This window comes from Sulfitobacter sp. M368, assembly GCF_025141875.1.
GTDB classification, from domain to species: Bacteria; Pseudomonadota; Alphaproteobacteria; order Rhodobacterales; family Rhodobacteraceae; genus Sulfitobacter; species Sulfitobacter mediterraneus_A.
Window position 1 is genome coordinate 3,284,182 of the sequence record NZ_CP081113.1, and the last position, 26,027, is coordinate 3,310,208.

Consider the following 26,027-nt stretch of genomic DNA (forward strand, 5'->3'; position numbering starts at 1 on the left):
CCGTGAGGCGGCCCTTTCATTCAGCCGATCCGATCTGATCAGGTTTCTTTTTTGTCGTTCACGATATTCATCGAGGCCACGCCGCTGTTGCCCAGCTCGACCGAGGCAAATGGGCCGCCGTGGCACATGTTGCCGGGGTCTTGGTTGTCCATCGGCGGTGTGTTCGACAGCACCTGTTCGGCAAATTTTTCGGCGTTGTCTTTGGGCCGGTAGCCGAGGAAGGACGCCTTCGAATTGTCCACTGGAACGCGGTCATTGTTGGACACGCCATAAACCACGCTAAAGCCCGTCACCGGCGTGTCGATCGACCGCTGTACCAGTTGGATCAGATCATCATAAGACAGCCATGATCCCAGTGCCCGTGCGTTGTTCACCTGTGCACAGGACAAAATGCGCATATGTACGCTTTCCAGCCCGCGTTTGTCCCAGTACATGCTGCCCAGATCTTCGGCAAAGCATTTGGCCAGACCATAGAATGTATCCGGGCGGTGCGGCGCGTCGGTGCCGATAAAGTCGGTCTTGGGGTGCATTCCAACCGCATGGATCGAGCTGCCGTAAACCACGCGGCGCAAACCTTGGCGGTATGCGGCCTCCCAGATGTTGTAGGCTCCGATAAAATTGGGACCGAGCAGTTCTTCAAACGGGCCTTCGTCCGCGTAGGCGCCCATATGCACAACCATATCCGCGCCTTCGAGAACACGCAGCATGTCATCAAGGCTGGCCAGATCACCCTTCATGTAGGTCTCACCGGGGTAGAGTTTACCGATATCTTCCACGATGTCGGTCGAGACCAGTTCATCACACATCTGGGTCAGCGGTTCACGGAGGTAGGAACCAAGGCGGCCAGCGGCGCCTGTCAAAACGAGTTTTTTCATGGGTCAGTCTTTCTTGAGTTTTGATGTGGCCTCGGCAAGGCGGGTCATCGCCTTGTCCAAAACCTCGGCAGAGGTGGCCGTCGATAGGCGGAAATAGGGCGACATCTCATAGGCGCTGCCGGGCACGGCGGCGATACCTGCGGCGTCCAGCAGATAGGCGGCAAAGTCGATGTCGCCCGCAATCACTTTGCCTTCCGGAGTTTGGCCCCCAATGAACGCGGCGCAGCCAATATAGGCATAGAAAGCGCCGCCCGGTGCGTCGAGTGTCAGACCCTCAATCTGCGCGATCCGGTCCACCACCAGATTGCGGCGGGCCTCGAACGCGGCGTTGAACCGACGCACGTCGTCTTGGGGGCCGTTCAAGGCGGCGACTGCGGCGGCCTGCGCAATGGTGCAGGGTCCAGAGCTGATCTGCGACTGCACCTTGGTCATTGCGGCAATCAAGGGCGCAGGTCCGCCCGCGTAGCCGATCCGCCAACCGGTCATGGCATAGGCTTTGGAAACGCCGTTGACAGTCAGCGTGCGATCCTTGAGATCCGGACATGCGGCGGCAAAAGACAGGAAATTGCGCCCGTCAAACAGGATGTGTTCATAGATCTCATCAGACAGGATCAAAACCCGAGGATGATCGCGCAGCACTGCGCCCAAGCCGCGTAGGGCCGCATCATCATAGGTTGCGCCCGCCGGATTGGATGGGCTGTTGAGAATGATCCAGCGGGTCTTGGGCGTGATCGCATCCTCCAGCGCCTTAGGCGTCAGGCAGAAACCCTCCGCGGCCCTGGTTTTGACCGTGACCGGCACGCCGCCCAGGATCAGCACCATATCCTTGTATTGACCAAAATAGGGCGCACAAAGCACCACCTCGTCACCCGGCTCCAACGTTGCCATCAGTGCATCGAAAATGACCTGTTTTGCGCCATTGCTGACAATCACATCAGTCTCTGCCGCATAAACCAGACCGTTTTCGCGGGCGAATTTGGCGCTGACCGCTTGCCGCGCGGCCAAAGTACCTTGGGTGGGCGGATAACGGGTGTCTCCGGCCAGAGCGGCCTGATGCGCGGCCTCGATGATATGGGCAGGCGTGTCAAAATCCGGCTCGCCCAAACCCAGATCAATGACATCGCGGCCTGCAGCCGTAGCCGCCTTGGCAGCTTGACTGACGGCGGCGGATGCCGACGGTTTCACTGTGGCAAGACGGGCGGCGGCATAGGTCATCTGAGCTGGCCTTTCACCTCTGCCAACAAGGCATCGCTGGCCTTGGCCAACAGGCCGGTATCACTTCCGCAAGCAACAAATGTGAACCCGTCGTTCAGCAATTTGGCGGCAAAAGCCGGATCGGAAACCAAAGTGCCAACAGGCATGCCCTTGTCCATCAACCGCCGCGCAACGGGCATGATCGCATTCCAAACCGCATCATCCATCGGTTTGCCCAGCAGGCCCATGTCGGCGGCAATATCGGCAGGCCCAAAGAAGATCCCGCTGACACCGTCCACGGCGGCAATGTCTTGGGCCTGTTCAAGCGCGGAGGCGGTTTCGATCTGCAACAGAACCGTGGTTTCGTCCGCGACCTTGGCAAAATAATCCCCCACGCGGCCAAACTTGTTGGCCCGCGTGTTGCCCGACACACCGCGCATGCCCAGCGGCGGATAGCGGGTTGCGGCGACTGCTTTTTGCGCTTCCTCGACCGTCTGGATCATTGGAAACAACAACCCCGGCACACCCATATCGAGCAGGCGCTTGACGATCACAGGATCATTCCATTCGGGCCGCACAATGGCAGTCGTTTGGCTAGAGGCAAAAACCTGCAATTGGCCCAGAACGCTAAAGTAGTCGTTGGGCGAATGTTCCATATCAATCAGCGCCCAGTCATAACCGCTTGGCGCTGTGACCTCGGCGGCAAATGCACTGGCAAAGCTGATCCAGAGGCCAAGCTGCTTTTGCCCAGCGGCAATGGCGTGGGTAAAGGGATTTTGTTCAAGCTCCATCAGATCACTGCCTTTTCGCTGACCGGGCGGTTTTGCCCGATACGTTCAAAGTGAAATTCGCTGAGGTCGAGGGTCTTGTATGTACCATGCAACATGATCTCGGCGGTGCCGCGCCCCATGGCCGGGGATTGCTGCAATCCATGGCCCGAAAAGCCATTGATGAAGAAGAAATTGGACACCTCGTCATGCGGACCCAAGATCGCATTCTGATCAAAGGTGTTATAGGCGTAGTGGCCCACCCATTCGCTTTGCACCTTGATCGCTTCAAATTGCGGGATACGGGTGGCGATGGTCGGCCAGATGTGGTTTTCCCAGATCGAGAAATCCATGGCGAAGTCATCGTAATCCACCCCCGGATCGACGTCTGCGTGACCGCCCGCCATATAGGTGCCGCCGCCAACCTCGCGGAAATGCACGCCAGAGGGATCAATTGTAAGGGGCAATTCGCGATCCAGCGGTTTCTCCGCCGCAAAAATCCAGGTGAAGCGTTTGCGCGGCTCGACCGGTATTTCGATACCGGCCATGCGGCTGGTGCGTACCGCACGCGGGCCGGAGGCATTCAACAGCTTGCCACAGGCCACAACCTCGCCCGACGCCAGCGTCACGGATTCCACACCGGTGCCTGCCGCGTTCTTGGTGATTGAGACAACCTCATTCTGGAGATATTCCACACCGTTTCTCTTTGCGCCACGGCGCAGACAATCAAAAACGGCGGTGCCATCCCAATAGCCCTCGTCAACGGTGTTGATCGACCCCAGCACCACGTCGTCGAGATTATAAAACGGATAGGCCTCGGCAATCTCATCACGGCCGAGCAACCGAGTGGCAGCGCCGGCGGCAAGCTGAATTTTCTGGTTTTGACGCAGGGTTTCGGCAAAGCTTTCAGTGTCGGCCAAATAGAGATAACCAAAACTTTGGATCGTCAATTTCGGCACATTGTCATCACCGCCCATGTAATCGCGCAGGTTCTTGATGAAGTCTGCGCCAAACTGGGACACCTTCACGTTGAGGCTGGTTGAAAACTGCTGCCGGATGCAGGAATTCGTATGCATGGTAGAGGCGTTTTGATAGGTGGGGTCGCGTTCCACCACCAGAATGCGCCCGTCAAAGCTGGCGTCATTGGACAGAAACCAAGCAGCCGATGATCCCATAATGGCGCCGCCGACAATCACTACATCATAGTTCTGATGAGCAGGGGCTTGCAGTTTGCTCATGCCAGTTTCTCTCCCTTGCTGATGGCCGCTTGGACGGCGGCGATGTCTTCGGCGCTGAGTCCATAGTCTTTTGCGGCGGTTTCGGCAGAGATATAGCCGCGTGCCAGATCGCGTTTGACCAGCGCCGGATCACGCTCGGACGGATCGCCGTAGCCGGCACCCCCGGGGAAGGCCATCATCACCTTGCGCCCATGGGGCACAAATTGTTTGCCCTTGCCGTTCATCGCGGTGCCGTCATCCTGCGCGATGGTGGTTGGTGCGCCGGATGCACCGCCCCGGCGGCCACGGGCCGGATGATCGACCCTGTCAAACATCGCCTGAATGTCAAATTCATAGCCTTCTTGTGCGCCCACTTCCATGTATTGGCCCAGACCGCCGCGCTGTTTACCCGCGCCGCCGCTGTCCGGGCGCAGTTCCTTGCGCCAGATGATCACGGGACCGACATGTTCCGTGGCCTCCACTGGCATGGTCATCACGCCCGAGGGGAAGGCCGTGGCGTTCAGCCCGTCATGCTCAGGACGCGCGCCCGATCCGCCGGAGTTGAAGGTCAGCACCTCGGACCGTTTGGCCCCCTTGGGCGCGGGGCCATCGCTGCGCGGGCGCAATGAGACCTGGAAATTACACAGGCACCCCGCCCCTTCGGCAGGCACCAGATCCGGCAGGATCTTATCGAGCGCGTCGTAAACCGTATCGGGCACGAAATGCCCCACGATATGGCGCAGCGCCACTGGCGCCGGATGCACGGCATTTACGATGGTGTCCTCGGGCGCGGTGATCTCAAACGGGGCCAATGAGGCCGCGTTGTTCGGGATCTCCGGCGCGATGGCGCATTTCAGCGCATAGCAGGCATAGGCCTTGGTATAGACCAGAGGGCAGTTGATACCCTTTTTGTCGACGCCCGTGGTGCCGGTGAAATCCGACAGGATCCGGTCCTCTTCGATGCTGACCTTGACCTTGAGCGTGATCGGCGTGGCAAAGCCATCGACCGTCATTTCACCAGAGGCGGATTTGCGCGGCAGGGCGTTGATCCGCTCCAGCGTGGCACGGCGGGAGTTTTCGAGGATGAAGCTGCCGATGCCATCCAGATCATCGAGGTCGAATTCCTCCATCATCTCAACCAACCGGCGATGGCCGATCTCGTTGCAGGTGGTCAGGGCAAAGATGTCACCAACCAATTGATCCGGCTCGCGCACGTTGCCGCGAATGATCCGCACCAGCGTTTCATCCACCTCACCGCCAGCGGCGAATTTCATGATCGGGATGTACAGCCCCTCTTCATAGACACTGGCCGCATCCGCCCCAAAGCCGCGCCCGCCGATGTCCACGATATGCGCGGTGCAGGCAAAGAACCCCACAAGAACGCCCTTATAAAACGAGGGCGTGACCATGGTGATGTCATGCAAATGGCCGGTGCCCTCCCAAGGATCGTTGGTGATATAAACATCCCCTTCGATGATGTTCTGGCGCCCGATGCGGCGGATGAAATGCGCGACCGCGTCGGCCATCGCGTTGACGTGCCCCGGCGTGCCGGTGACCGCCTGGGCCAGCATTTTGCCATGGGTGTCATAGACCCCTGCCGACAGATCGCCCGCCTCGCGTACGGAGGTGGAGAACGCCGTCCGAACCAAGGCCTGCGCCTGTTCTTCAACCACAGAAATCAGGCGGTTCCACATGACCTGATAGGCGACGTTTGAATGTTGCTTTGCCATGGGATTACCCTTTCACACTGACGTCGATGCAGCCGTCGGGCTGGCGGATAGCCTTGCGGCTGGAGGGGATGATGATGGTGGTTTCATCCTCTGTCACGGCGGCGGGGCCAGCGATCTCTGCCCCTTCGGACATTTGATCGCGCAAGACCACGGCGGCATCCTGATAAGCAGACTTGGCCGGGTCAAACATCTGGCGGCGTCCGGCAATCGGCGCAGCGCCCGCCGGGGTGGCCATCGCGATTTGCGCCACCTGTTCGGGCGGCGTTGTGGCATTGACGGACCAAACCGTGATCTCGATATCAAGTCCGGTCACCTTACGGCCGAACAGTTTGACATAATCCTCTTCGAACCGTGCCTCAAAGGTGCCGGCGTCGGGATTCATCGCTTGATCTTCGGTCAGAACAATCGGGATCTCCCAGCCCTGCCCAGCATAGCGCATGTAAACCTTGAACTCGGACAGGATCGGCGCATCTGCGTCGCAATTGCGAACAAATCCGGTGGCTTCGGCCTTGAGCTCCGACAACAGCCTTTGGATCTTGGGACCGTCAAAATCCGACAGCTTCATATAGACAGAGCGGTTCGCCTCAAAGCTGAAAGGCGCACGCAAGAACCCGATGGCAGACCCAACACCGGCCCCCGGTGGCACCAGAAGCCGCTCGACCCCCAGTTTCTCGCAAAGCCGCCCCGCATGCAGCGGAGCCGCGCCGCCAAAGGCGATCATCGTATATTCGCTGAGGTCCTCTCCATTCTCAACCGCATGCACACGGGCGGCATTGGCCATGTTTTCATCTACCACTTCGGCCAGACCAAAAGCGGCGGTGGCGGCGTCCATATCCAGAACCTCGCCCAGAACGCTGGACAGCGCCCCTTCTGAACTGGCGGTTTCGAGCTTGATCGACCCACCGGCAAAATTGTCCGGGTCGAGCTTGCCCAGCACCAGATCGGCATCCGTCACGGCAGGTTTGTCGCCGCCCCGCCCATAGCAAGCCGGTCCCGGTTCGGAACCTGCGCTTTCGGGACCAACGCGGATCTGGCGCATGCTGTCCACATGGGCCAGGCTGCCACCGCCTGCGCCGATCTCGACCATGTCGATCACCGGGATGGATATCGGCATCCCCGAGCCCTTCTTGAACCGATAGGTCCGCGCCACTTCGAACACCCGACTGGTTTTTGGGGTCTGGTTCTTGATCAGGCAAATCTTGGCCGTTGTGCCGCCCATGTCGAATGACAATACCTTGTCCAACCCATACCGCGCCGCGATATGGGCCGCAAAAACCGCGCCACCTGCGGGGCCGGATTCAACCAGCCGCACGGGGAATTCAGCAGCGTTTTCGATCGAGATGATCCCGCCACCCGAATGCATCAGGAAGATGTTGCAGCTCACCCCCTCATCGCGCAGACGCCCTTCAAGACGGCCCAGATAGGACTTCATCAAGGGTTTGATATAGGCGTTGGCGACCACGGTGTTGAACCGTTCATATTCGCGCATCTGAGGGGAGACTTCACAAGACAATGAAATCATCGCGTCTGGCATTTTCTCGGCCACAACCTCAGCCACCATGCGTTCGTGATCGCCGTTGAGATAGGAATGCATCAGGCCGATGGCGACACTGTCATAGCCCGCCGCGGCAATCTGATCGACCACATCTTCAACCGCCGCACGGTCCAGCGCGATCAGCACATGACCACGCGCATCGACCCGTTCCGGCACCGTAAAGCGCGACTGACGCGGCAAAAGCGGTTCCGGCAGGTTGAGGTTCAGGTCATATTGTTCAAACCGGCTTTCGGTGCGCATCTCGATCACATCACGAAAGCCCTGGGTGGTGATCAGCGCCGTCTTGGCCCCGCGCCGTTCAATCAGCGCATTGGTGGCCAGGGTGGTGCCATGGATGATCTGGCCAATGTCCGCCGGGATGATCCCGGCCTTGGCGCAAACCTGATGCATGCCGTCAATGATAGCATTTTCCGGAGCCGCGTAGGTGGTCAGCACCTTGGTGGAAAAGGGGCTGCCGTTCACTTCAAGCACCACATCGGTAAAGGTGCCGCCAATGTCTACGCCCAGTCGAATCGAATTCTCTGTCATCTGTCCAACCTGAATGATTTGCCGCAGGGTAGCGGCGCGGAGCAGATCACATCAAATTCTTATTTCCGATATGAGTGATAGTTTTTTGTGATCCACTAGCGATCACAAGATCACCGCCTCCGCCTCGCGAGCGATGTAATCCTTTGAGATTTGCCCGGCGATGGCGGCGGCGACTTCGACATAACGCGCCACTTTGCCCGCCTGATAACGGGCAGCAAAGCGCAACGGTGCCGGGGTCCAGTCGACCCGCAGTTGGCGCAGTGGTGCGCCGCCTGCCTCCGCCGTGACCAAAGCCCTGGGGAGGACCGCAACGCCAAGACCATCGCGGGCCATTTTCACACAGGACGACAGGCTGTTTGACGGCACAATCCGCCCTTTTGGCAGCCCTTGCCGGTCGGCGTATTCATTCAGCGCTATGGAAGCTTGGGTGTCTCGTGCCGGGGTCAGGATGCCTGCCTCTAGCAGATCACCAATGCCGTATTGCTGACCCTCTTCAAAGGTCAATGATGCGCCGCACACCCAGATATAGGGATATTGCCCCAATTCAGTGATCCCCGTGGCGTTGGATGAGAAAGGCGCGGTCTGGATCGCCAGATCCACCGCGTTCTTGGTCAGGGCAATATCGAGATTTCGAGATAGATCCACAGTCAACTCAACGCTCACGCTGGGATAAGCGTCCTTGAGACTAAGCAGGAAACTGTGCAGCCAAGTGCAGGCCACCAGTTCGGTCACGCCAAGGCGCAGGCGGTCCTGAATGAGGTCGGGCCGCTTTGCCACCGTGATCAGCCCCTCGGCCTCATGCAGCACCCGGCGGGCCGCTTGCACGATCTCGGTGCCTTTGTCCGTCAGTTGCACCGATCCTGCATTGCGCAGCATCAACGTGACGCCCAAGGTCGCCTCGATACCAGCAATCCGCGCCGATATATTCGGCTGTGTGGTGTTGAGATGTGCCGCAGCTTTGCGGAAACTGCCCAAATCGGCCACCCAGATCAGGGCTTCAAGTTGTTTGAGGGTAAAGGTGTTACCGATCATCGCGGAGCCTTGCATTCGAGGGGCGGCGGATGCCTTTGCCCAGACAAGCCTTTGGTGGCAGGCAAAGTCAACTGCGCCTGCGCTATCGCTTGATTAATCCTGAACAACCTATCATATTCATACTATCGAATTTTTGCGGAGGTATCAGATGGCGCTTTCTCGACGCGGTTTTGTGGCAGGTGGGGCGGGCCTGATGGCAGGCGCGGCATTTGGCCTCCGCCCCGCCCCTGCTTTTGCACAGATTGATCTGGGGCCCATCCATCTGGACGTGGTCAGCGATGGGTCTTTGACCCTGCCGGGCGGTTTCATTTTTGATCCGATGCCGCAGGATGAACTGGCCCCGATCATAGAACGTTTCAATCTGTCTGCGGATGTTCTCACGCCGCCGTGCAATGTCACATTGATGCGCAACGGGGACCGCGTGGTCCTGTTCGATGTTGGGTCCGGCCCGGATTTCGCCCCCAATGCCGGCACGCTTTTGACATCGCTTGAGGCGCTTGACGTTACCCCCGAGGACGTGACCGATGTGGTCTTCACCCATGCCCATCCGGATCACCTTTGGGGGCTATTGGATGATTTTGACGATCCATTGTTCAGCAATGCAAGCTACATGATCGGGCAGGCCGAGTGGGATTACTGGATGGATCCCAACACCGTCGGCACCATCGGCGACGCGCGTGCTTCTTTTGCTGTCGGTGCACAGCGACGGCTTGAGATGATCGAAGACAACATCGCCTTTTTCAAAGATGGCCAAGAGATCCTGCCCGGCGTTGCGGCGCGGGCCACCTTTGGCCACACGCCCGGCCATATGGCCTTTGAGGTGCGATCGGGCAGCAATGCCGTGATGATCCTTGGCGATTGTATCGGCAATCACCACGTCGCTTTTGCCCGGCCCGATTGGCGATCAGGGTCAGATCAGGATCAGGATCAGGCAGCTCAAACCCGCGTGGCGCTGCTGGATCAGCTGGCCGCCGAACAGATACAGGTCATCGGCTACCACCTGCCGCAAGGCGCGGGTTATGTCGAAAAGACCTCAGACGGTTACACTTTTACAGGACAAACATAATGCTGCGTTCATTGCTTATCTCCACATGCATTTTAGCCGGGGCCGCGCAGGCCAGCGAGGACATACCGGATCAATATCCCGGCTCCTTGCTGTATTCCAAACCGGTGGAATTCATTCCCGGTGTTTACTCGGCCATCGGCGCAACCGCCCCGCCCACCTATGACAACGCCGGACACAACAACAACCTCAGCTTTATTGTGACAGGCGACGGCGTTGTGGTGATCAATGGTGGCGCGTCCTACCTTCTGGCCGAAGCACTGCACAAAGAGATCAAGGCGCTGACCGATCAACCGGTCAAGCTGGTGCTGAATGAAAACGGTCAGGGGCATGCGATGCTGGGCAATTCATACTGGGCCGATCAGGGGGTCAAGATTGTCGCCCATGTGGATGCTGCACATGAGATTGAGGAGTTTGGTGGCGCCAGCCTGCGGGCGCATCAGAACCGACTGCTTGAACGCGCCGATCAGACCCGCGTGGTGATGCCGGATGAAACCTTTGAGGACAGCTATCCGATTTCCATGGGCGGTATGGAGATCGAGGCGCGGTATCTTGGGCCGGCCCACAGCCCCGGTGATATCGTCGTGTGGTTGCCAGCGCAAAGTCTGGTGATTTCCGGCGATATGGCGTTTCACGAACGTATGCTGCCGATCTTTGAACACACCTATACCGCCGATTGGCTGGAGACTTGGGACACCGAATTTGAAGCATTGGGCGCGACCTATGTGATCCCCGGCCATGGCCATCCGACCAACATGGATCAGGTGCGCCGCTATACCAAAGGGTATCTGGAATACCTGCGAGAAAAAGTTGGGGCGCATCTGGACGCGGGCGGTGATCTGGCCGAAGCCTATTATGTGGACCAATCGCCCTACGCGCATCTTGATACGTTCGAGGAACTGGCGACCAAGAATGCAGGCCGCGTCTACGAACAGATGGAATTTGAATAAGGTCTGATGGCCGCCTGCCCCTCAGGCGGCCACGACCACACGGCGGCGCAGCAATGTATGTGTCGCCATTGCCCCCAGCCACATGCAGAAGACGGCGACCCATGCCGTGATCGCAAAGATCGACCCGCCCGACATGCCCGCGCCCACAGCGCAGCCTCCGGCCAGCATGCTGCCAAAACCCATCAAAACAGCGCCCAGCAGGTAGCGTTCCATCGGGGTGTCCGGGCCAAAACGTTCGATCCGGATTTCGCGGGTCAGCAGCGCCATCAATCCGGCCCCCGCAAAAACCCCCGGCACCAGCCCGATACCAAAGCCCAGTGGCAGGTCGGGCGCATTGACCAGCCCCATAAGGGTGTCTGTCGATGGTCCGGTGAAGGTGACAGACGATACAGGCACCACATCAAAGGAGGTTTGCGCGATCGCATAGGTCAAAGCCCAGCCTAGCGCCACGGCCGCGCCCACGCCCGCAGCAGCGAAGATGCGGCTTAGCTTGACCTGGGTGCGCCACGCCAAGATAAGCCCGCCGATCAGGGCAAGGGCCGCAACCGAAGCTGCCACAGCCGCGCTCAGCCCCAATTGGGTCAGCATGTTTCGCGCTTCTCCCCCCTCAACCAACCACAGCACCGTCAGGCTTTCACGGGCGGGCGATAACACCCCGCGCAAAGAGGCCTGTGCGACCAGCGTCAGCACCAGTCCCGTCAGGATCGCCCGCATATTGCCGGTGGCCGACAAGACCAGCAAACGGCTGGCACAGCCGCGCGCGAGGATCATCCCCACACCAAACATCAAACCGCCGATGATCGCGCCGGACATGCTGCCGGTGGCGGCAAGTTGCCTTGCGTCTGACACATCCAGAAGGCCAAGCGCCACGCCGCCCTGCACCAGCATGACCGCTGCCGAAAACGCGATCAGCCAGATCGACAACCGTGATCCAAAGCGCCCCTCGGCCACTTCCGCTGTGGCGGCGCGCAGGCAAAACTGTGAATGCTGGGCGGCCATGCCAAAGACAACACCGGTGATCGCACCGGCCATCATCAACACAGCCGGATCGCCAAAGCGGTCGATCAAAGCCTCCAACATCGGCAATCCTCGGACAGGTCAGTGGTTACAGATACGCGATCACTCGCCCACCGCTTCGCGGACGATGTCGTCCAGCAGGCTTTGTACCTCCTGCATCGGCCCTTCAGGATAATTGCGATAACCGACCGAGACCTTGCCGTCCTTGTCGGTGACAAAAATGCCGTATGGACAGTGGGCGATGTTCATCGGATCGGCCTCCATCACCTTGCGGGACAGAACGGCAGAGCAGAACAAGAAGATATCGGCCCCGTCAAAAATTTTGACATCGCTGCCGACATCCGCGCCCGTGCGGTTCAGCATTTCACCCGTGTGGCTGACGTAGTCAATGACCAGCCCGCGCCCGACAATTGCACTTTCAACGCTAAACGTGGCGTCGTCAAAGCTGCCGTCAAAATCATAGGACGTGGATAATGTGTCGGCCTGCGCCGTCACCGCCATGGCGGTGGCAAACAGACCTGCGATAATTGTATTTTTCATGGATTGATCCCCTTTTCTCAGGGTCAGAATACCATAGCAGTAGGCGCGGGGCTTTGACCCTGATCAAAGCCCCGTCCAAAACGTATCAGCCGAACATGTCTGCGGTAATGCCCGCATACCATCCTTCGGATTCCTCATAGGTGGCTTTGCGCAGATCCGCGCTTTCTCCTGTTTGGGAAATGAAGCCATCAACCTTGGCGATCTTTTCGTCCGTCGCCTCGTAGCTTGCGCCGACCTTGACCCCATCGTTGGTGTCGATGAGTGACCAGCAGGTGTTGGAGAACCGCGCCGGAAAGACCTTTGACCCGGTCAGCGCGCCGCGCACCGCATTGGCGCAAACCTTGGCCTGGCTGTTGGCAGAGAATCCGGATTTGGGCATGTCGCCCTGTTGCGATGCATCGCCCAAAACATAGATATCTGCGTCTGCCTTGGTGGACATGTCGACTGCATTGACCGGTGCCCAATTGCCATTTGTCACACCTGCGATTTCAGCGATGCGGCCCGCTTTCATCGCGGGGATGACGTTACAGACGTCCACTTTGGTTTCTTCGCCGTCGATCGTGACGGTCATGGCGTTCGGATCAACCGAAACATTGCCGCCACCGAAGTCTTCTCCGATCCAGTCGATCATGCCCTCATAGTGATTGGCCCAGCCTTCCTGGAACAGGGCCATCTTTGAGAACTTCGGCTTGGGGTCCGCAACAATGATCTTGGCCGTCGGATTGTTGTTCTTGAGGAAATGCGCGACCATCGACACCCTCTCATAAGGACCGGGCGGGCAGCGGTAGGGGTTGGGCGGCGCGACCATGGCAAATATGCCTCCTTCAGGCATTGCCATCAGCTGCGCCTTGAGCAGTTCGCTTTGTGATCCGGCCTTGTAGGCGTGCGGCATCGCATTCTGTGCAGACAGATCCCAGCCTTCAACCGCGCCATCCACAAAATCAATGCCGGGACTGAGGATCAGCTTGTCATAAGGCACACTTCCCCCACCGGCGAGGGAAACCGTCTTGGCATCGCGGTCCACACCCACAGCCCAGTCATGCACGACATTGACGCCGCCTGCGGCCAAACTGCCATAGCTATGGCCGATGTCCTCGATGTCCTTGAACCCGCCAAGATAGAGGTTGGAGAAAAAGCAGGTGTAATACATGCGCGTGGGCTCGATCAGCGTGACGTCAATCGCACCTTTGCTGTCCTTGGCGATGTAACGCGCCGCGGTTGCACCGCCGGCACCGCCGCCCACGACCACAACACGCGGTTTTGCGTGCCCGTCAGCCAATACCATCGGCGCGGAAAGGGATGCCGTGGCCGCAGCCGTTGTCCCGATAAAATGACGTCTGTTCAGTTTCATTTTTCTTCCTCCCTGACGGACCCTATTCGAGGGCCTCAAAATATGCGGCCAATGCCGCGATCTCTTCGTCTGACAACCGGCCCGCCATCATTTGCATCACCGGATGCGGCCTGAGTTTGCGTTTGTAGGCATGCATGGCCACAACGAAATCTTCCACTGGCCAGTTGGTGATCGAGGGGATGCCTGCGTCCTCTCCATCGCGCTGATGGCAGGTGGTGCAATCTCCGGCCAGATATTCACCATACTCCGGATCGCCCTGTAGCGCGAGAATTGCGGGATCAATGTCATGATCCGTTGCCGTTGCTGTTGGTTCGGCCTCGGGAAAGTTTGCCGGGTTGTCGGAAAACTGGCGCAGATAAGCCAGCAGATCTCTGCGATCGGCCGCGTCCTTGATCCCCTTGAAGTTCATCCGGGTTTTCGACACCAACGCCTTGGGATTTTCTATATAGGCGTCGAGTGTTTCTGCCGTCCAGGTCAGACCATCACTGCCCATCCGGTCCATACTTTTGGAATATCGGAAGCCTTCGATGATACCCGCCCTGCGGCCAAACACTCCGTTCAACTGTGGGCCAACCCGATCCTTGGCCCCCTCTCCCACCTGATGGCAAGCTTTGCATTGCTGGAAAACCTTCGCACCGTTTACCGCATCGCCCACTTCAGTGGCAGAGGAGACCCCCGCCGCCAGAGAGGCGACGAGAAACGCAAAGAGAGTGGTGAATCGAGTGGTCACCCCGTCACTCCGCGAAGGTCTTGAGATATTCAATCACCGCCGCTTGATCCTCTTCCTTTTTCAAACCAGCGAACCCCATCTTGGTGCCCTTGAGGTATTTCTTGGGTTTGGCAAGGAAAGCCGCAAGTTCTTCGGGTGTCCAGACCAACCCACCCTCGGCTGCCGCCTTCAGGGCTTTGGAATATTTGAACCCGTCCACAGCCCCCGACGCGCCGCCAACGATCCCGTTCAGGACCGGACCAGAGCGGTTCTTGGCCTTGGCGCCGACCTGATGGCAGGACTTACATTTTTTGAAAACCTTCTCGCCCGCCTTAGCCAATTCGGCGTCAATCGCAGGGGCGGCGGCTTCAACCGGCGCTTCTTCGGTCTCTTCCACCTTGGCTGCACTGGCTTGCGTCACTTCGGCAGTTGCTGGCTTGTCTTCTTCGGGGGTGACATCAAGAACCATGGCACGCATGGTCACTTTGACCTCTTCCTTGCAGTTTTCCATGCAAGGCTCGCCGCTCCAGATTGCGTATTCGGTTTCGGCGCGATTGTCCAAAATGAACCCGTCCGCGTTGGGCAATTCGACATCGGCAAATGACTCATCCGAAAGGACAAAATCATCTTCGATCAGGTCGTTGGAATACAGGATGTAGGCGACAATCGCATAGACCTCGTCATCGCTGAGTGTGCCTGCGTTGCCATAGGGCATGGACCGTTTGATATAGTCAAACGCCGTGCTGAGATGCGGCCAGTAAGAACCGACCGTCTTGAGCGGGTCGTCATGATCCAGCGTGTCCGCACCGCCCGCCAGTTTAGGCCAGTTGTCGATCCCTTCGGCGAAATCCCCGTGGCAGACCGCGCATTGCTCGGCAAAGATCTCTTCGCCAACGATCGCGTCACCTGATCCGGCGGGCAGGCCGTCGCCGTTGGGGCTTACATCGCCATCCCATGCGGCAATTTCCTCGGGCAGGGCGGCGCGGCCAAGGCCGAATTTCTCGGCGGATGCGGGCGCGGCCAATCCGGCCAGCAAAGCGATCAGGGGAATGGATTTAAGAAACTTCGACATTTTCAGCCTCGCCCGTGCTGCGCACCAACCATGTCTGGATGCAGTTGTTGTGATAGATCGAATTGAGCCCGCGCACTTCGCGCAGCTGCGCCTTGGTGGGCTGCACATACCCGGTGTCATCCATGGCACGCGATTGCAGCAGCATCTCTTCCCCGTCCCAATTGGTATCGAGGTAGAAGCGGGTCAGCGCCATTTTCTCGCCCGGCTTGGCCAGACGGGCAGTTTCCCATGTCTTGCCGCCATCCTTGGACACATCCACCCGTTTGATCGCGCCGCGGCCCGACCACGCCAATCCGGTGATCACCAATGGCCCCTTGCCGTGCGTGATCGGTGCTTGCGGGCTGGGTGAAGTGACAACCGATTTTGCATCCATCGCCCATGTCCATTTGCGGCTGATGCCGTTTTCCAGCGTGTCGGTGTATTTGCTGGTCTCTTCGCGGCTTTCGACAGGGGCATCCATGACCTCGATCCGGCGGATCCATTTGACCCACATGTTGCCTTCCCAACCAGGGACAACCAGACGCACCGGATAGCCGTGTTCCTTGCGCAACGCCTCGCCGTTGGCCTTGAAGGCGACCAAGACATCATCCAGCGCCTTTTCCATCGGGATCGACCGGCCATTTGACGATGCATCTGCACCTTCGACAAACACCCATTTGTCCTTCAGATCACCGGCGGCACCCAGCCCGGCCTCTTCCAGCAGCGTGCGCAGCGGCACGCCGGTATATTCCATGTTGTGGATCATGCCATGGGTGAACTGCGCGCCATTAAGCTGCGCACCTGCCCATTCCATGCCGGTGTTTGCGGCGCACTCGCAGAAATAGACGTGGTTTTCACGGGGGAAGCGTTCAAGATCGGCATAGGTAAAGACCAGTGGCGTATCCACCAGACCATTGATCATCAGGCGGTAATCCTGCTTTTTCAGGTCAATCGCACCGGAATGGTGCCGTTCGAATGCGCAGCCCTGCGGGGTAATCGTTCCATCAAGGGCGTGGATCGGGGTGAAATTGATCGAACTAACGGTGTCGGCGGTCAGCCATTCCACATTGCGGCGGATCACATCGTTTTCATATTCAATTGGCAAACCGTAAGGCGTGGCGTCGACACCATCGCCCAATTCCCGCGCCCAGGGCTGAACTTCGCTGATCAGCGGATCGGGCGCGGCGGCACGGGCAGTGCCTGCGGCAATGGCGCCCGCACTGGCCGCGGCGGCCCCACGCAGAAAGGCACGGCGCGAGGGAGCGCCCGGTGTTCTTTTATCTGACATCTGTCATGTCTCCTCTGGCAGTTCGGGGGTTAGGCCCCGACAACTTTCACACTGTTGTTCGGATCAAGGGATACCGTCCCCTGTTTGGCGATATGCGCCTCGACCACATCCCAGATCTGCGGCCCTTCGGTGCCCTGGTTGACCGAGGCCCAGCCTGCGACCTGATAGGTCTTGGCCGGATCGATCAACTCACCGGTTTTCAGCAAGGTCATTTCGGTGATCCGTTCGCCTTGCTTTTTGGTCACGTCAATTCGGTAACCAAGGCCGCCAACGCGCACCATATCGCCGCCCTGCTGGTAATAGGGATCGGGGTTGAACAGGTTGTCAGCGACGTCTTCGAGCACGACATGCAGGAATTCGCCTGTCATCTCTGTCCGGTACGCCTCACCATAGGTCATGGACGTGACGTTCCAGATGTCCTCGCGGGTGATGTCCTGACCGGGCAGGATCGACGGCCCCCAGCGCACACCGGGGGACAGGGCGATATCCGCCTCACGTTCCGAGATCAGTGCGTCACAGATCAGGTCGTCCCATGTGCCGTTGAAATTTCCGCGGCGGTAAAGCGTTTGGTCATCAGCCGTCTTGCCGATCACCTTGGTCAGATCGTCGAGGTATGGCGCACGTTGTTCGTCAATCAGCTTGGCCACTTCTGCATCCGGGGTGATCACATCCGAGAATATCGGGATCAGCTTGTGCCGGAAACCCATCATACGGCCATCGCGCACGTCCAGATCGACGCGGCTGACGAACTTGCCATTCGATCCCGAAGCCACAATGATCGTATCGCCCACCAACACCGGTTCGGGCAGTGCGTCATGGGTATGGCCGGACAGGATCACGTCGATGCCGGTCACAATACCTGCCATCCGCTTGTCCACGTCAAAGCCGTTGTGGCTGAGGCAGACGACCAGCTCGGCCCCTTCGGCGCGAACCTGATCGACCATGTCCTGCATGTTCTCATCGCGGATGCCGAAAGCATATTCAGGGAACATCCAGCCGGGGTTGGCGATGGGCATATAGGGAAAGGCCTGGCCGATCACAGCGATCTTCACGCCGCCGCGCTCAAAGAACTTGTAGGGCGGGAACAATTCCGCCGGTTCATCCCATTCGGCGTCAAAGATGTTCTGGCCCAGCGCCGCAAAAGGCAGGCCCTCTACAATCTCGTTCACCCGGTCGGAACCCAGCGTGAACTCCCAGTGGAAGGTCATCGCGTCCGGTTTCAAGGCGTTCATGACATTGACCATGTCCTGCCCCTGGGTGTGATAGCAGGTGTAACTGCCGTGCCATGTGTCGCCGCCGTCCAGCAGCAGGGCGTCGGGACGTTCGGCACGGATGGAATTGATCACTGTCGCAACCCGGTCCAGACCACCAACGCGGCCATAGCCTTTGGCGAGGGATGCAAAGTCATTGTAGGTCAGGGCATAGGCGGAGGGGCTGCCGTCCTCGATGCCATATGCGCGACGGAAGTCCGCACCAGTCAAATGCGGCACCGCGCCTTTGTTGTCGCCCACGCCTATGTTTACCTCTGGCTCACGAAAATACAGTGGTTTGAGCTGGGCATGGATGTCCGTGACATGGATCAACGAGACATTCCCAAAGCTGTCAAATTCCAGCAGTTTGTCCTGTGTCAGGGCCTGTTGTGCGGCAAGTTGAGACCAATTGCCAAAGCCGGACCCGCCATAAAGGGCCGCAGCGGCCATGGAGGTTTGCAGGAAATCGCGGCGAGAAATCATAGGGTGGCTCCAGTCACGCGCACGTATGCGCATTTGTGAATTTAATAGATGCGAAAAACCCCGCGCAGCGTTCTGCGCGGGGTCATGTCTTAGTTTCGGATGGAAGGTCCTTCGACGGACAGACCATTGCCGCGCGAAGCGACATAAAGCTCAAGCGCGATAAACTCGGGCGAGCCGGGCTTGTATGTCTCGGCGCGCGTGTCGCGCACGCAGCCTTTGAAACGGGCGTGGACCGCGTTCAGCTTGGTGTTTTTCAAGCGGTAAACAGGAAAGCCGTTGATCTGGCCCTGGCTGAGGTGATCGGCGCGGATCATCTTGCCATAGCTGTCTTCGTGGCAATTTGCGCAAGACAGTTCCAACTGGCCCGTGCGGGTGTAGTAGAGTTCCTTGCCCTGCTCCCATGTGGATTGCGCCGGACCGTCAATGGCGACATTGATCGGCATGCCGCGAGATACAGATGCCAAGAGCGCGGTCATGTTGACCATTTCGCTTTTGGTGTACTTCCACTTTTCCGCGCCCATACGGTTTTCGCGGCAGTCGTTGATCTGCATCTCAAGGGTGCGCACCTCACCCGCCGCTTCGTTCCACTTGGGATAGACCGCCCGCACGCCGGCCATCGTTTCAGGCTCATTGTGGCAGCTTGCGCAGGACTTGCCTTCGGAGCCTTCAGCGGTGTTCCAGACCTCTTCGGCCTGTTCCACAAAGATCATGCCGGGATTGTCGAAATCGTCCGCTTGCATCGCGCGGGTTTCTGTCCCGCGGAAGTGCCAACCCGATATAACTTCGTCCATGACGTCCTCAAGATGCGCAGGCGCTGCAGTCCGCGTTACCATGGTGATGTCTTCATTCAGGATCAGCGTGTCATCCACCGGATCGGCAAATGCCGCCCCGCCAAATGCCATCACCGATACCGCGCAGGCCATTTGTGCCAGTCGTTTCATATGTGTTCCTCCCAGTGACACAGCCCCTCAGCCGATCGCAATTTTTTTGCTTGTTTCGTAGATCGACCCATCATCGTCATACCAGGTGAACTTGAATTCACCGGCTTCGGGCACGGTGGCCTGAAATTCCAGATAGGGGTTGGTCGAGATTGCCGGCTCAAGGGTCACGTCAATCACGTTTTCACCGTTAAAGTCACAGGTAAAGCGATTGATAATGGACCGCGGAATGGGGTTGCCATCATCGTCTTTACGCTGGCCGGATTCCATTTTGTGGCTGATCAAAGTCTTGATCGTGATCGCCTCGCCGGCGGCCGCTTTCTTGGGGACTTTGACGCGGGGTTTTACACCAGATGCCATGTTAAATTCTCCTTAATGCCTTAGCCGCCGCAGCCGCCGATTGTTACTTTGACCGTGCTGGATGCTTTGGCGAATGTGCCGTCCGCCATCTTGGCGATGGCTACAACATCCTGAGTGCCCGCAAGGCGGATCCGCGTGGAGGCCTGATGCGAGGCGGCCAGCTTGCCAAATTTAAAGGTGGCGACAGGCGGTGTCGGGTTGCCCAGCGCCAGCACCATAATCTCGACCGCGCCGGGGGCGTCGACCTCGATTGGCACGGTGTTGCCGTTCTCGGCAATCTCGGGCGCGGTCAGTGTAATGCCGGTGTCGGCCATTGCTGCGCCGCCGGTGAAGGCTTCGATCTCGGCTTCGCCCGCGGCGTAGCCCTTGACCGGAAGACCCGCGAGAACAAGTGCCCCCGCCCCAAGCGCCAGCGCATTGCGTCGTGTGAATTCCATGAGTGATCTCCTAGTCTGGTCCGCAGACCCTGCGGATTATTCTTTGAGTGTCTTGAGGTAGGCAACAACATCTTCGATTTGCTGCGCGGTCAGGACCGGACCAAAGGTCTCGTCCGCCGCCTCGCCTGTGTAGGCTTTGCCTGGCCGGATGAAGCCCTCGGTCTTGTAGAAGGCCGGCATCATCGTGTCTTCGAACATGAGTTTGGCATTCGCCACGATCCCGCGCAGCTCTGCTTCGTTCCAGCGATCACCAGCGCCATCCAGCGCAGGACCAATCTCACCGTGGAACGGCACATCGCTCAGATCGGTGACCTGATGACAGGCCACGCAGTTGCCCTTTTTCTTGTTGCCGACGATGTCGCGGCCCTCGACTGGATCACCGGCCACGCCTGACAATGACATCGCAACGGTGCCATCCTCGTATTTCACCGCTGTAGGCGCCACGACTTCGGCCAGTGCCGCGCTTGTCAGCATGCCCGCAATCACGGCTGCAGTTCCTAAAATCTTCATGCGTCCTCCCTTGCCTTCACGGCGTTTTGTATACCGTAGCGCACGATTTCCCGATCACGCAACAACAAATTCAGTTTAATGAATTATTTTATCTGAGCGACCAATCTCTTGAGCGCCCTTCCGATCAACCGGCACGTTCGGCGATCTTACGGGCATGATATTTCTGGAAACTTTCGTCTCCGGCATAGCCCTTTTCAACGACCCAGTTGAACATGTCAAACGTGGTTTGGCGACCAAATGCGCCCGGCATGGTCGCCACCGCCGCCTTGGAAGCGGGCATGCCCCCTTCAACATTTTCCGGGAAAAACAGAATCGTCGGCGTGAACAGAACACCCCATTTGCGGACCATCTGCTTCTCCGTCAAAGTCTCTCCGTCAAAATCGGTGACCTCGACATCGCCAAACATATTCACCTGCACAACAAAGAAATTCCGGGCGATGTAATCGGCGATCTCGGGCTGCGGATAGATCTCTTCGTGCATCTTGGTGCAGTAGATGCATCCACGCTGTTCGATCATCACCACCATCCGCTTGCCCTCGGCGTTGGCCTCTTCCAGATCCTCGCTCAGATCCTTGAACGTGTCGCGCATCCAAGGTGCTTTGTGCAGCCCGTCATCGCCCAGCTCTGCTGCATGTAATGGCAGGGTCAAGGCCAGCAAGCTGGCAAACAAAATAGCAATCCGTTTCATTATCAACTCTCCCTCATCTCAATACGCCGATGTCCGGCGCGATCGACAGCATCCATTGCGCAATGTAATTGATCGAGTTTGTCGCGATCAGGATGCCGAACACAATCAGCATAACGCCCATCAGCTTTTCAATCGTTCCCAAATGACGGCGGAATTTTTGCATCCATCGCATGAATGGTCCGATGAACAGCGCCGCAAGGACAAAAGGCAAGGTCATGCCAAATCCGTAAACAAAAAGCAGCGCCGCGCCGGTCGATGCGGTATCTGCCCCCGCGGCTGTGAACAGGATCGCCGCCAACACCGGACCCACGCAGGGCGTCCAGCCAAAAGCAAAGGCCAGCCCGATCACATAAGCGCCCAGCAGGCTGACATTGGAGGTGCCCCCGCCATCGGCCCGCAATTGCCGGTAGAGGATGCCAATGCGGATCACCCCCAGAAAATGCAGGCCCATCGCGATGATGATTGCCGCCGCTATCCAGCGCAGGATGTCAAAGTACTCGCGCACCGCCTGACCAAAGGTCGTCGCCACGGCCCCAAGCCCCATAAAGATGGTGATGACACCGGCTGCAAAGAAACAGGCGGCCAGCACCGCGCGTATTCTCACACTGCGGTCAATTTGCGCATCCGCCTGGATCTGGTTCATGCCAACGCCCGCCAGATAACTCAGGTAGAACGGCACGATCGGCAAGATACAGGGCGACAGGAATGACAACAGCCCGGCGATCAAGGCCCCTGCAAAGGTAATATCCATCATGACCCAGACCCGCCCTTGAGTAATTCACATATTCATATTATGTATTATTACTATCAAAGGTCAATTTACCATGTTCCTGCGCCGCGTCTTACTTTCTGCTTTTCTGCTGCTTTCCTCTGCCCTCTCGGCGGCGGCTGAGCTGTCATTGGTGATGGTCGAAGAAGACGGATGTGTCTGGTGCGCCCGCTGGAATGACGAGATTGCCCATATCTATCCCAAGACCCCCGAAGGCCAGTCCGCCCCCCTGCGCCGGATCGACATTCACGCAGCCTTGCCGGAGGATTTGACCTTTGCCAGACGGCTCAGCTTTACCCCGACATTTGTGCTGATGCAGGATAATCTGGAAATTTCACGCATCGAGGGCTATCCTGGAGAAGACTTCTTTTGGGGGCTTCTGGAAAAGATGCTGGAAAAAGCCGACAGCCCGCCATTGAATTGAGGATGACGATGGACACGAGCGTTTCACACCAAGACGGCCTTTCACCGTCGGAACCGGCAAGCACATCCAGCCTGCCCGTGTTCGACAAGGACATCTGCGCCGAAGACATGGACAAGATGGCCGCCAACGCGATGCGGGCGTCCAATTTTCTCAAGGCGATCAGCCATGAGGGGCGTCTGATGATCCTGTGCCATCTGGCCTCTGGCGAAAAATCCGTGACCGAATTGGAGGAATTGCTGTCTGCGCGGCAGGCGGCGGTGTCCCAGCAATTGTCACGCCTCCGGCTAGAGGGGCTTGTGACCCCGCGCCGCGATGGCAAAACCATCTATTACAGTCTGACCGATGACCGCCCGAAACAGATTATGGAAGTTGTCTATGATCTGTTCTGCCGACAAAAGTAACCGGTGACGCGGCACAGCAAGACCCACTGCAACCAGAGGGCCAAGCCATGTTTGATGTCTTTTCCGAACCTGCACTGGTTGCGCTGATCGGCCTTGTAGGCGGCGTGTTTCTGGGTCTGGCAGCCCGCATCGGGCGGTTCTGTACGCTTGGTGCAATCGAAGATCTTTATTACGGCGAAAGCGCCTTGCGTCTGCGGATGTGGGGCATTGCCATTGGCGTTGCGGTGATCGGCACCTTTGGGTTGTCGGCGGCAGGCCTGCTGGACCTCGGCAATACCCTTTACATGACCCGCGATTGGAACCTGCTGGGATCGGTGTTTGGCGGGTTGGTTTTTGGTTATGGCATGGCCTTGGCGGGCAACTGCGGTTACGGCGCATTGGCGCGGCTGGGCGGCGGTGATCTGCGGTCCTTCTTGATTGTTCTGGTGATGGGGCTTTCGGCCTATGTCACCTTGGGCGGGCCTTTGTCGGGCCTGCGCATCTGGGCCTTTGGCACCTATGTACACCCCGCTGCAACCTCCAGCTATGCGCAGGCGCTGTCCGCGCTTTCGGGCCTATCCGTAAACGTTTCAGGCATGGCCATCGGCGCGGTCATTCTGGCACTGACATTGGCGAACCATGATATGCGGCGATCTTTCAGCCATGTGTTCTGGGGCGCAGTTGTCGGCCTTTCCATCGTCTCGGGCTGGGCGGGCACACACTGGGTTGCGGCACATGGGTTTGATGCAACGGCGGTGGTCAGTCACACGTTTTCCGCACCCATCGGGGAAACCATGCTGTATGCGATGACGTCCTCTGGCAACACCATCAGTTTTGGCACCGGATCGGTGATCGGCGTCCTGCTCGGGGCGTTTCTGGGCAGTCTGTTCAAGGGGCATTTCCGCTGGGAGGCCTGCGATGACCCGCGTGAGCTGGGCAGGCAGCTTTTTGGAGCGGCCTTGATGGGGATGGGCGCGGTTGTCGCAGTTGGATGCAGCGTAGGCCAAGGTATCTCCGCCTTTTCAGTGCTGGCCTATAGTGCGCCGATCACTCTGCTGTGCATTCTGGCCGGTGCAGCGATTGGGCTGCGGCAATTGATCTTGGGGTTTGCGCCGCCAGTTTAGGGACAAGACCGATTGCTTTAAAGAAATCGCGGCGCCCTATCAGTTGCCTTTGTCATCCCCTTTCACGTGATCCTGCCGGACCGTGCCGCGATATTTCACCGTCAATTCATCGGGCACCTCGCTGCCGTCATACATAAACGGCAAGATCCCCCGGCGCCCGGATTTGCCGCGCATGGTCTCGATGTCATCTTCGGACCGCGTCACCCGCTGTGACATCCGCCGCCCCCATTGCGCCAACATATCGTAAAGACGGTCCATTTCGGGGTGATGCTTGCCGCCCTTGGCCAGGTCATGAAATTCGTCCGGGTCGGTTTGCAGGTCAAACAGCATCGGGCGGAATCCGCCCTCGGCGTGCATCAATTTGTATCGGCCATCAAACACCATGAACAATCGTGCATCGCGCGGGCGCAGCCCCAGCTTGACCGCCTGCGGGGTGGCCGAATAGTCATATTCGCTGATCGCGTATTCCCGCCAGTCCGGCACCTCGCCGTGCAACCACGGGATCAGGGACCGGCCCTCAATGATGTGCTCGGGCACCTTGCCACCTGCCGCTTCGACAAAGGTTGCGGCGAGATCGACGCTTTCCACCAAAGCGTCACAGGTTGTGCCCCGCGCCGCATCCGCCGCGCTGCGCGGATCGTAGATGATCATCGGCACCTTTACTGACTGCTCGTGAAACAGATCTTTCTCACCCAGCCAGTGATCGCCCAGGTAATCCCCATGGTCCGAGGTCAACACAATCATCGTGTCTTTCAAACGGTCCGTGTTTTCCAGATGATCGAGCAGGCGCCCCAACTGATCATCACATTGCTTGATCAGCCCCATATAGGCCGGGATCACCTTTTGCCGCACCTCTTCGCGCCGAAACGCGCTAGCGACCTTGTTTTCCATATAGGCCCCGAAAACAGGATGCGGATCATCGCGTTCCACATCAGCGCGGCGCGGTTGCGGCACATGGTTCGCGCCGTACATGTTATGATAGGGCGCAGGCACGATATAGGGCCAGTGCGGTTTGATAAAACTGACATGGGCACACCACGGGCCATCATGTTCTTCGATAAACTCAATGGTTTTGCTGGTCAGCCAGGGGGTTTCGCTGTCCTCCTCGCGGATGTTGGCGGGCTTGTCGGCGTTCCGGAACATCCAGCCCGAAGCAATCTGATCATCGTCAATGCCAGCATTGGCATAATCGGCCCAGGGGTTTTCACTGTCATAACCTTTGCCCTTGAGATATTCGTTATAGGGAGAGCGTTTTTCATCATAGAACCCGTCTGGCCCCTCGCCCCACAGCCCATCATCGCGCACCCATGCATCAAACCCGCATTCGGCCTGCCGTGCGCCGATGGTGCTGTCCGCGCTGAGCCCCAGCCGCGCCATGCCCTCTGCATCCGCCACCATGTGGGTCTTGCCAATCAGCCAGCAATCCATGCCAAGTTTGCGCAGATGATCGCCAATGGTCTGTTCTCCCACCCGCAACGGGAAGCCGTTCCATTGGGCGCCATGGCTCGATGCGTAACGGCCCGTGTAGTAGCACATCCGACTGGCACCGCAGATCGGCGATTGCACATAGGCGTTTGAGAACCGCACTCCCATTGCCGCGACGCGGTCGAAATTTGGCGTGTGCAAATGCGGATGCCCCGCACAGCTTAGATAGTCGAACCGCAACTGGTCATACATGATAAACAGGATATTCACTGGCGTTCCCCCTGCCCTCCAGTATCCACAGCGCAAGCAAAACAACCAGAGGTAATTTCCCCTGCGGGCAGCTGATCATTGCCACCCCAAAGCCGATATGAC

At 58.4% G+C, this 26,027-nt stretch carries 26 protein-coding genes; 5 read left to right on the forward strand and 21 right to left on the reverse strand.

Annotated features, from left to right (window positions below):
* Positions 1–38: 38 nt before the first annotated feature.
* The 7 genes from K3754_RS16215 to K3754_RS16245 form a co-directional block, all read right to left on the reverse strand.
* Positions 39–875, reverse strand: coding sequence for an NAD(P)-dependent oxidoreductase (locus K3754_RS16215; RefSeq protein WP_259938589.1), 837 nt, complete (start codon positions 873–875; stop codon positions 39–41).
* Between the two features lie 3 nt (positions 876–878).
* The gene (locus K3754_RS16220) at positions 879–2,090 is read right to left on the reverse strand and encodes a pyridoxal phosphate-dependent aminotransferase (protein ID WP_259938590.1); all 1,212 of its coding nucleotides are present in this window, start codon (positions 2,088–2,090) and stop codon (positions 879–881) included.
* Positions 2,087–2,860, reverse strand: coding sequence for an HpcH/HpaI aldolase/citrate lyase family protein (locus K3754_RS16225; protein ID WP_259938591.1), 774 nt, complete (start codon positions 2,858–2,860; stop codon positions 2,087–2,089). The genes K3754_RS16220 and K3754_RS16225 overlap by 4 nt, the downstream gene beginning before the upstream one ends.
* Positions 2,860–4,074 carry an FAD-binding oxidoreductase gene (locus K3754_RS16230; RefSeq protein WP_259938593.1) on the reverse strand — a complete coding sequence of 405 codons (1,215 nt, stop codon included), beginning with the start codon at positions 4,072–4,074 and terminating at the stop codon, positions 2,860–2,862. The genes K3754_RS16225 and K3754_RS16230 overlap by 1 nt, the downstream gene beginning before the upstream one ends.
* The gene (locus K3754_RS16235) at positions 4,071–5,783 is read right to left on the reverse strand and encodes a hydantoinase B/oxoprolinase family protein (RefSeq protein ID WP_259938596.1); all 1,713 of its coding nucleotides are present in this window, start codon (positions 5,781–5,783) and stop codon (positions 4,071–4,073) included. The genes K3754_RS16230 and K3754_RS16235 overlap by 4 nt, the downstream gene beginning before the upstream one ends.
* A 4-nt stretch (positions 5,784–5,787) precedes the next feature.
* Complete coding sequence (locus K3754_RS16240) at positions 5,788–7,866, reverse strand: hydantoinase/oxoprolinase family protein (RefSeq protein ID WP_259938597.1); 2,079 nt, start codon at positions 7,864–7,866, stop codon at positions 5,788–5,790.
* Positions 7,867–7,968: 102 nt separating this feature from the next.
* Positions 7,969–8,898 carry a LysR family transcriptional regulator gene (locus tag K3754_RS16245; protein WP_259938600.1) on the reverse strand — a complete coding sequence of 310 codons (930 nt, stop codon included), beginning with the start codon at positions 8,896–8,898 and terminating at the stop codon, positions 7,969–7,971.
* A 148-nt stretch (positions 8,899–9,046) separates the two neighbouring features.
* Between K3754_RS16245 and K3754_RS16250 the strand changes: the two genes are divergently transcribed.
* Together K3754_RS16250 and K3754_RS16255 are read left to right on the forward strand one after the other, a co-directional pair.
* Entirely contained in the window at positions 9,047–9,964 is a 918-nt protein-coding gene (locus K3754_RS16250) for an MBL fold metallo-hydrolase (protein ID WP_259938602.1), read from the forward strand.
* Entirely contained in the window at positions 9,964–10,911 is a 948-nt protein-coding gene (locus tag K3754_RS16255; RefSeq protein WP_259938605.1) for an MBL fold metallo-hydrolase, read from the forward strand. The genes K3754_RS16250 and K3754_RS16255 overlap by 1 nt, the downstream gene beginning before the upstream one ends.
* 21 nt (positions 10,912–10,932) lie before the next feature.
* On the opposite strand, the gene K3754_RS16260 is transcribed toward K3754_RS16255, so the two are convergent.
* The 13 genes from K3754_RS16260 to K3754_RS16320 form a co-directional block, all read right to left on the reverse strand.
* Positions 10,933–11,991: a YeeE/YedE family protein gene (locus tag K3754_RS16260; protein ID WP_259938607.1), complete on the reverse strand. Its 1,059-nt coding sequence runs from the start codon at positions 11,989–11,991 to the stop codon at positions 10,933–10,935.
* A gap of 39 nt (positions 11,992–12,030) precedes the next feature.
* On the reverse strand, positions 12,031–12,468 hold the full coding sequence (locus tag K3754_RS16265) for a DUF302 domain-containing protein (RefSeq protein WP_203210101.1): 438 nt from the start codon (positions 12,466–12,468) through the stop codon (positions 12,031–12,033).
* 85 nt (positions 12,469–12,553) lie between these two features.
* Entirely contained in the window at positions 12,554–13,819 is a 1,266-nt protein-coding gene (locus K3754_RS16270; protein ID WP_259938608.1) for an NAD(P)/FAD-dependent oxidoreductase, read from the reverse strand.
* Between the two features lie 22 nt (positions 13,820–13,841).
* Positions 13,842–14,549 carry a c-type cytochrome gene (locus K3754_RS16275; protein ID WP_259938611.1) on the reverse strand — a complete coding sequence of 236 codons (708 nt, stop codon included), beginning with the start codon at positions 14,547–14,549 and terminating at the stop codon, positions 13,842–13,844.
* 4 nt (positions 14,550–14,553) lie between these two features.
* On the reverse strand, positions 14,554–15,600 hold the full coding sequence (locus K3754_RS16280) for a c-type cytochrome (protein WP_259938613.1): 1,047 nt from the start codon (positions 15,598–15,600) through the stop codon (positions 14,554–14,556).
* Positions 15,584–16,867: a sulfite dehydrogenase gene (gene soxC, locus K3754_RS16285; RefSeq protein WP_259938615.1), complete on the reverse strand. Its 1,284-nt coding sequence runs from the start codon at positions 16,865–16,867 to the stop codon at positions 15,584–15,586. Before soxC ends, K3754_RS16280 begins: the two co-directional genes overlap by 17 nt.
* 29 nt (positions 16,868–16,896) lie before the next feature.
* Complete coding sequence (gene soxB / locus K3754_RS16290) at positions 16,897–18,600, reverse strand: thiosulfohydrolase SoxB (RefSeq protein WP_203210096.1); 1,704 nt, start codon at positions 18,598–18,600, stop codon at positions 16,897–16,899.
* Between the two features lie 89 nt (positions 18,601–18,689).
* A complete protein-coding gene (gene soxA, locus K3754_RS16295; RefSeq protein WP_259938617.1) occupies positions 18,690–19,541 on the reverse strand; it encodes a sulfur oxidation c-type cytochrome SoxA in 852 nt (283 codons plus the stop codon).
* A 27-nt stretch (positions 19,542–19,568) separates the two neighbouring features.
* Positions 19,569–19,898: a thiosulfate oxidation carrier complex protein SoxZ gene (soxZ, locus tag K3754_RS16300; protein ID WP_025049676.1), complete on the reverse strand. Its 330-nt coding sequence runs from the start codon at positions 19,896–19,898 to the stop codon at positions 19,569–19,571.
* A gap of 20 nt (positions 19,899–19,918) precedes the next feature.
* A complete protein-coding gene (gene soxY, locus K3754_RS16305; RefSeq protein ID WP_203210094.1) occupies positions 19,919–20,335 on the reverse strand; it encodes a thiosulfate oxidation carrier protein SoxY in 417 nt (138 codons plus the stop codon).
* A gap of 36 nt (positions 20,336–20,371) precedes the next feature.
* Positions 20,372–20,845, reverse strand: a complete 474-nt coding sequence (gene soxX, locus K3754_RS16310; RefSeq protein ID WP_203210093.1) for a sulfur oxidation c-type cytochrome SoxX — start codon at positions 20,843–20,845, stop codon at positions 20,372–20,374.
* Positions 20,846–20,969: 124 nt separating this feature from the next.
* Complete coding sequence (locus tag K3754_RS16315; protein WP_259938626.1) at positions 20,970–21,533, reverse strand: thioredoxin family protein; 564 nt, start codon at positions 21,531–21,533, stop codon at positions 20,970–20,972.
* Positions 21,534–21,546: 13 nt separating this feature from the next.
* The gene (locus tag K3754_RS16320; RefSeq protein ID WP_203210091.1) at positions 21,547–22,287 is read right to left on the reverse strand and encodes a cytochrome c biogenesis CcdA family protein; all 741 of its coding nucleotides are present in this window, start codon (positions 22,285–22,287) and stop codon (positions 21,547–21,549) included.
* A gap of 70 nt (positions 22,288–22,357) precedes the next feature.
* Here K3754_RS16320 and K3754_RS16325 point away from each other — a divergent pair, with 70 nt between their 5' ends.
* From K3754_RS16325 to K3754_RS16335, 3 genes are read left to right on the forward strand one after another with little or no spacing between them, the layout of a single operon-like run.
* Entirely contained in the window at positions 22,358–22,726 is a 369-nt protein-coding gene (locus tag K3754_RS16325) for a hypothetical protein (RefSeq protein ID WP_259938630.1), read from the forward strand.
* A gap of 8 nt (positions 22,727–22,734) precedes the next feature.
* A complete protein-coding gene (locus K3754_RS16330; protein ID WP_409202360.1) occupies positions 22,735–23,127 on the forward strand; it encodes an ArsR/SmtB family transcription factor in 393 nt (130 codons plus the stop codon).
* Between the two features lie 47 nt (positions 23,128–23,174).
* Positions 23,175–24,230 carry a YeeE/YedE family protein gene (locus K3754_RS16335; protein WP_259938632.1) on the forward strand — a complete coding sequence of 352 codons (1,056 nt, stop codon included), beginning with the start codon at positions 23,175–23,177 and terminating at the stop codon, positions 24,228–24,230.
* 39 nt (positions 24,231–24,269) lie between these two features.
* On the opposite strand, the gene K3754_RS16340 is transcribed toward K3754_RS16335, so the two are convergent.
* Entirely contained in the window at positions 24,270–25,925 is a 1,656-nt protein-coding gene (locus K3754_RS16340) for a sulfatase-like hydrolase/transferase (RefSeq protein WP_259938634.1), read from the reverse strand.
* Positions 25,926–26,027: the final 102 nt, after the last annotated feature.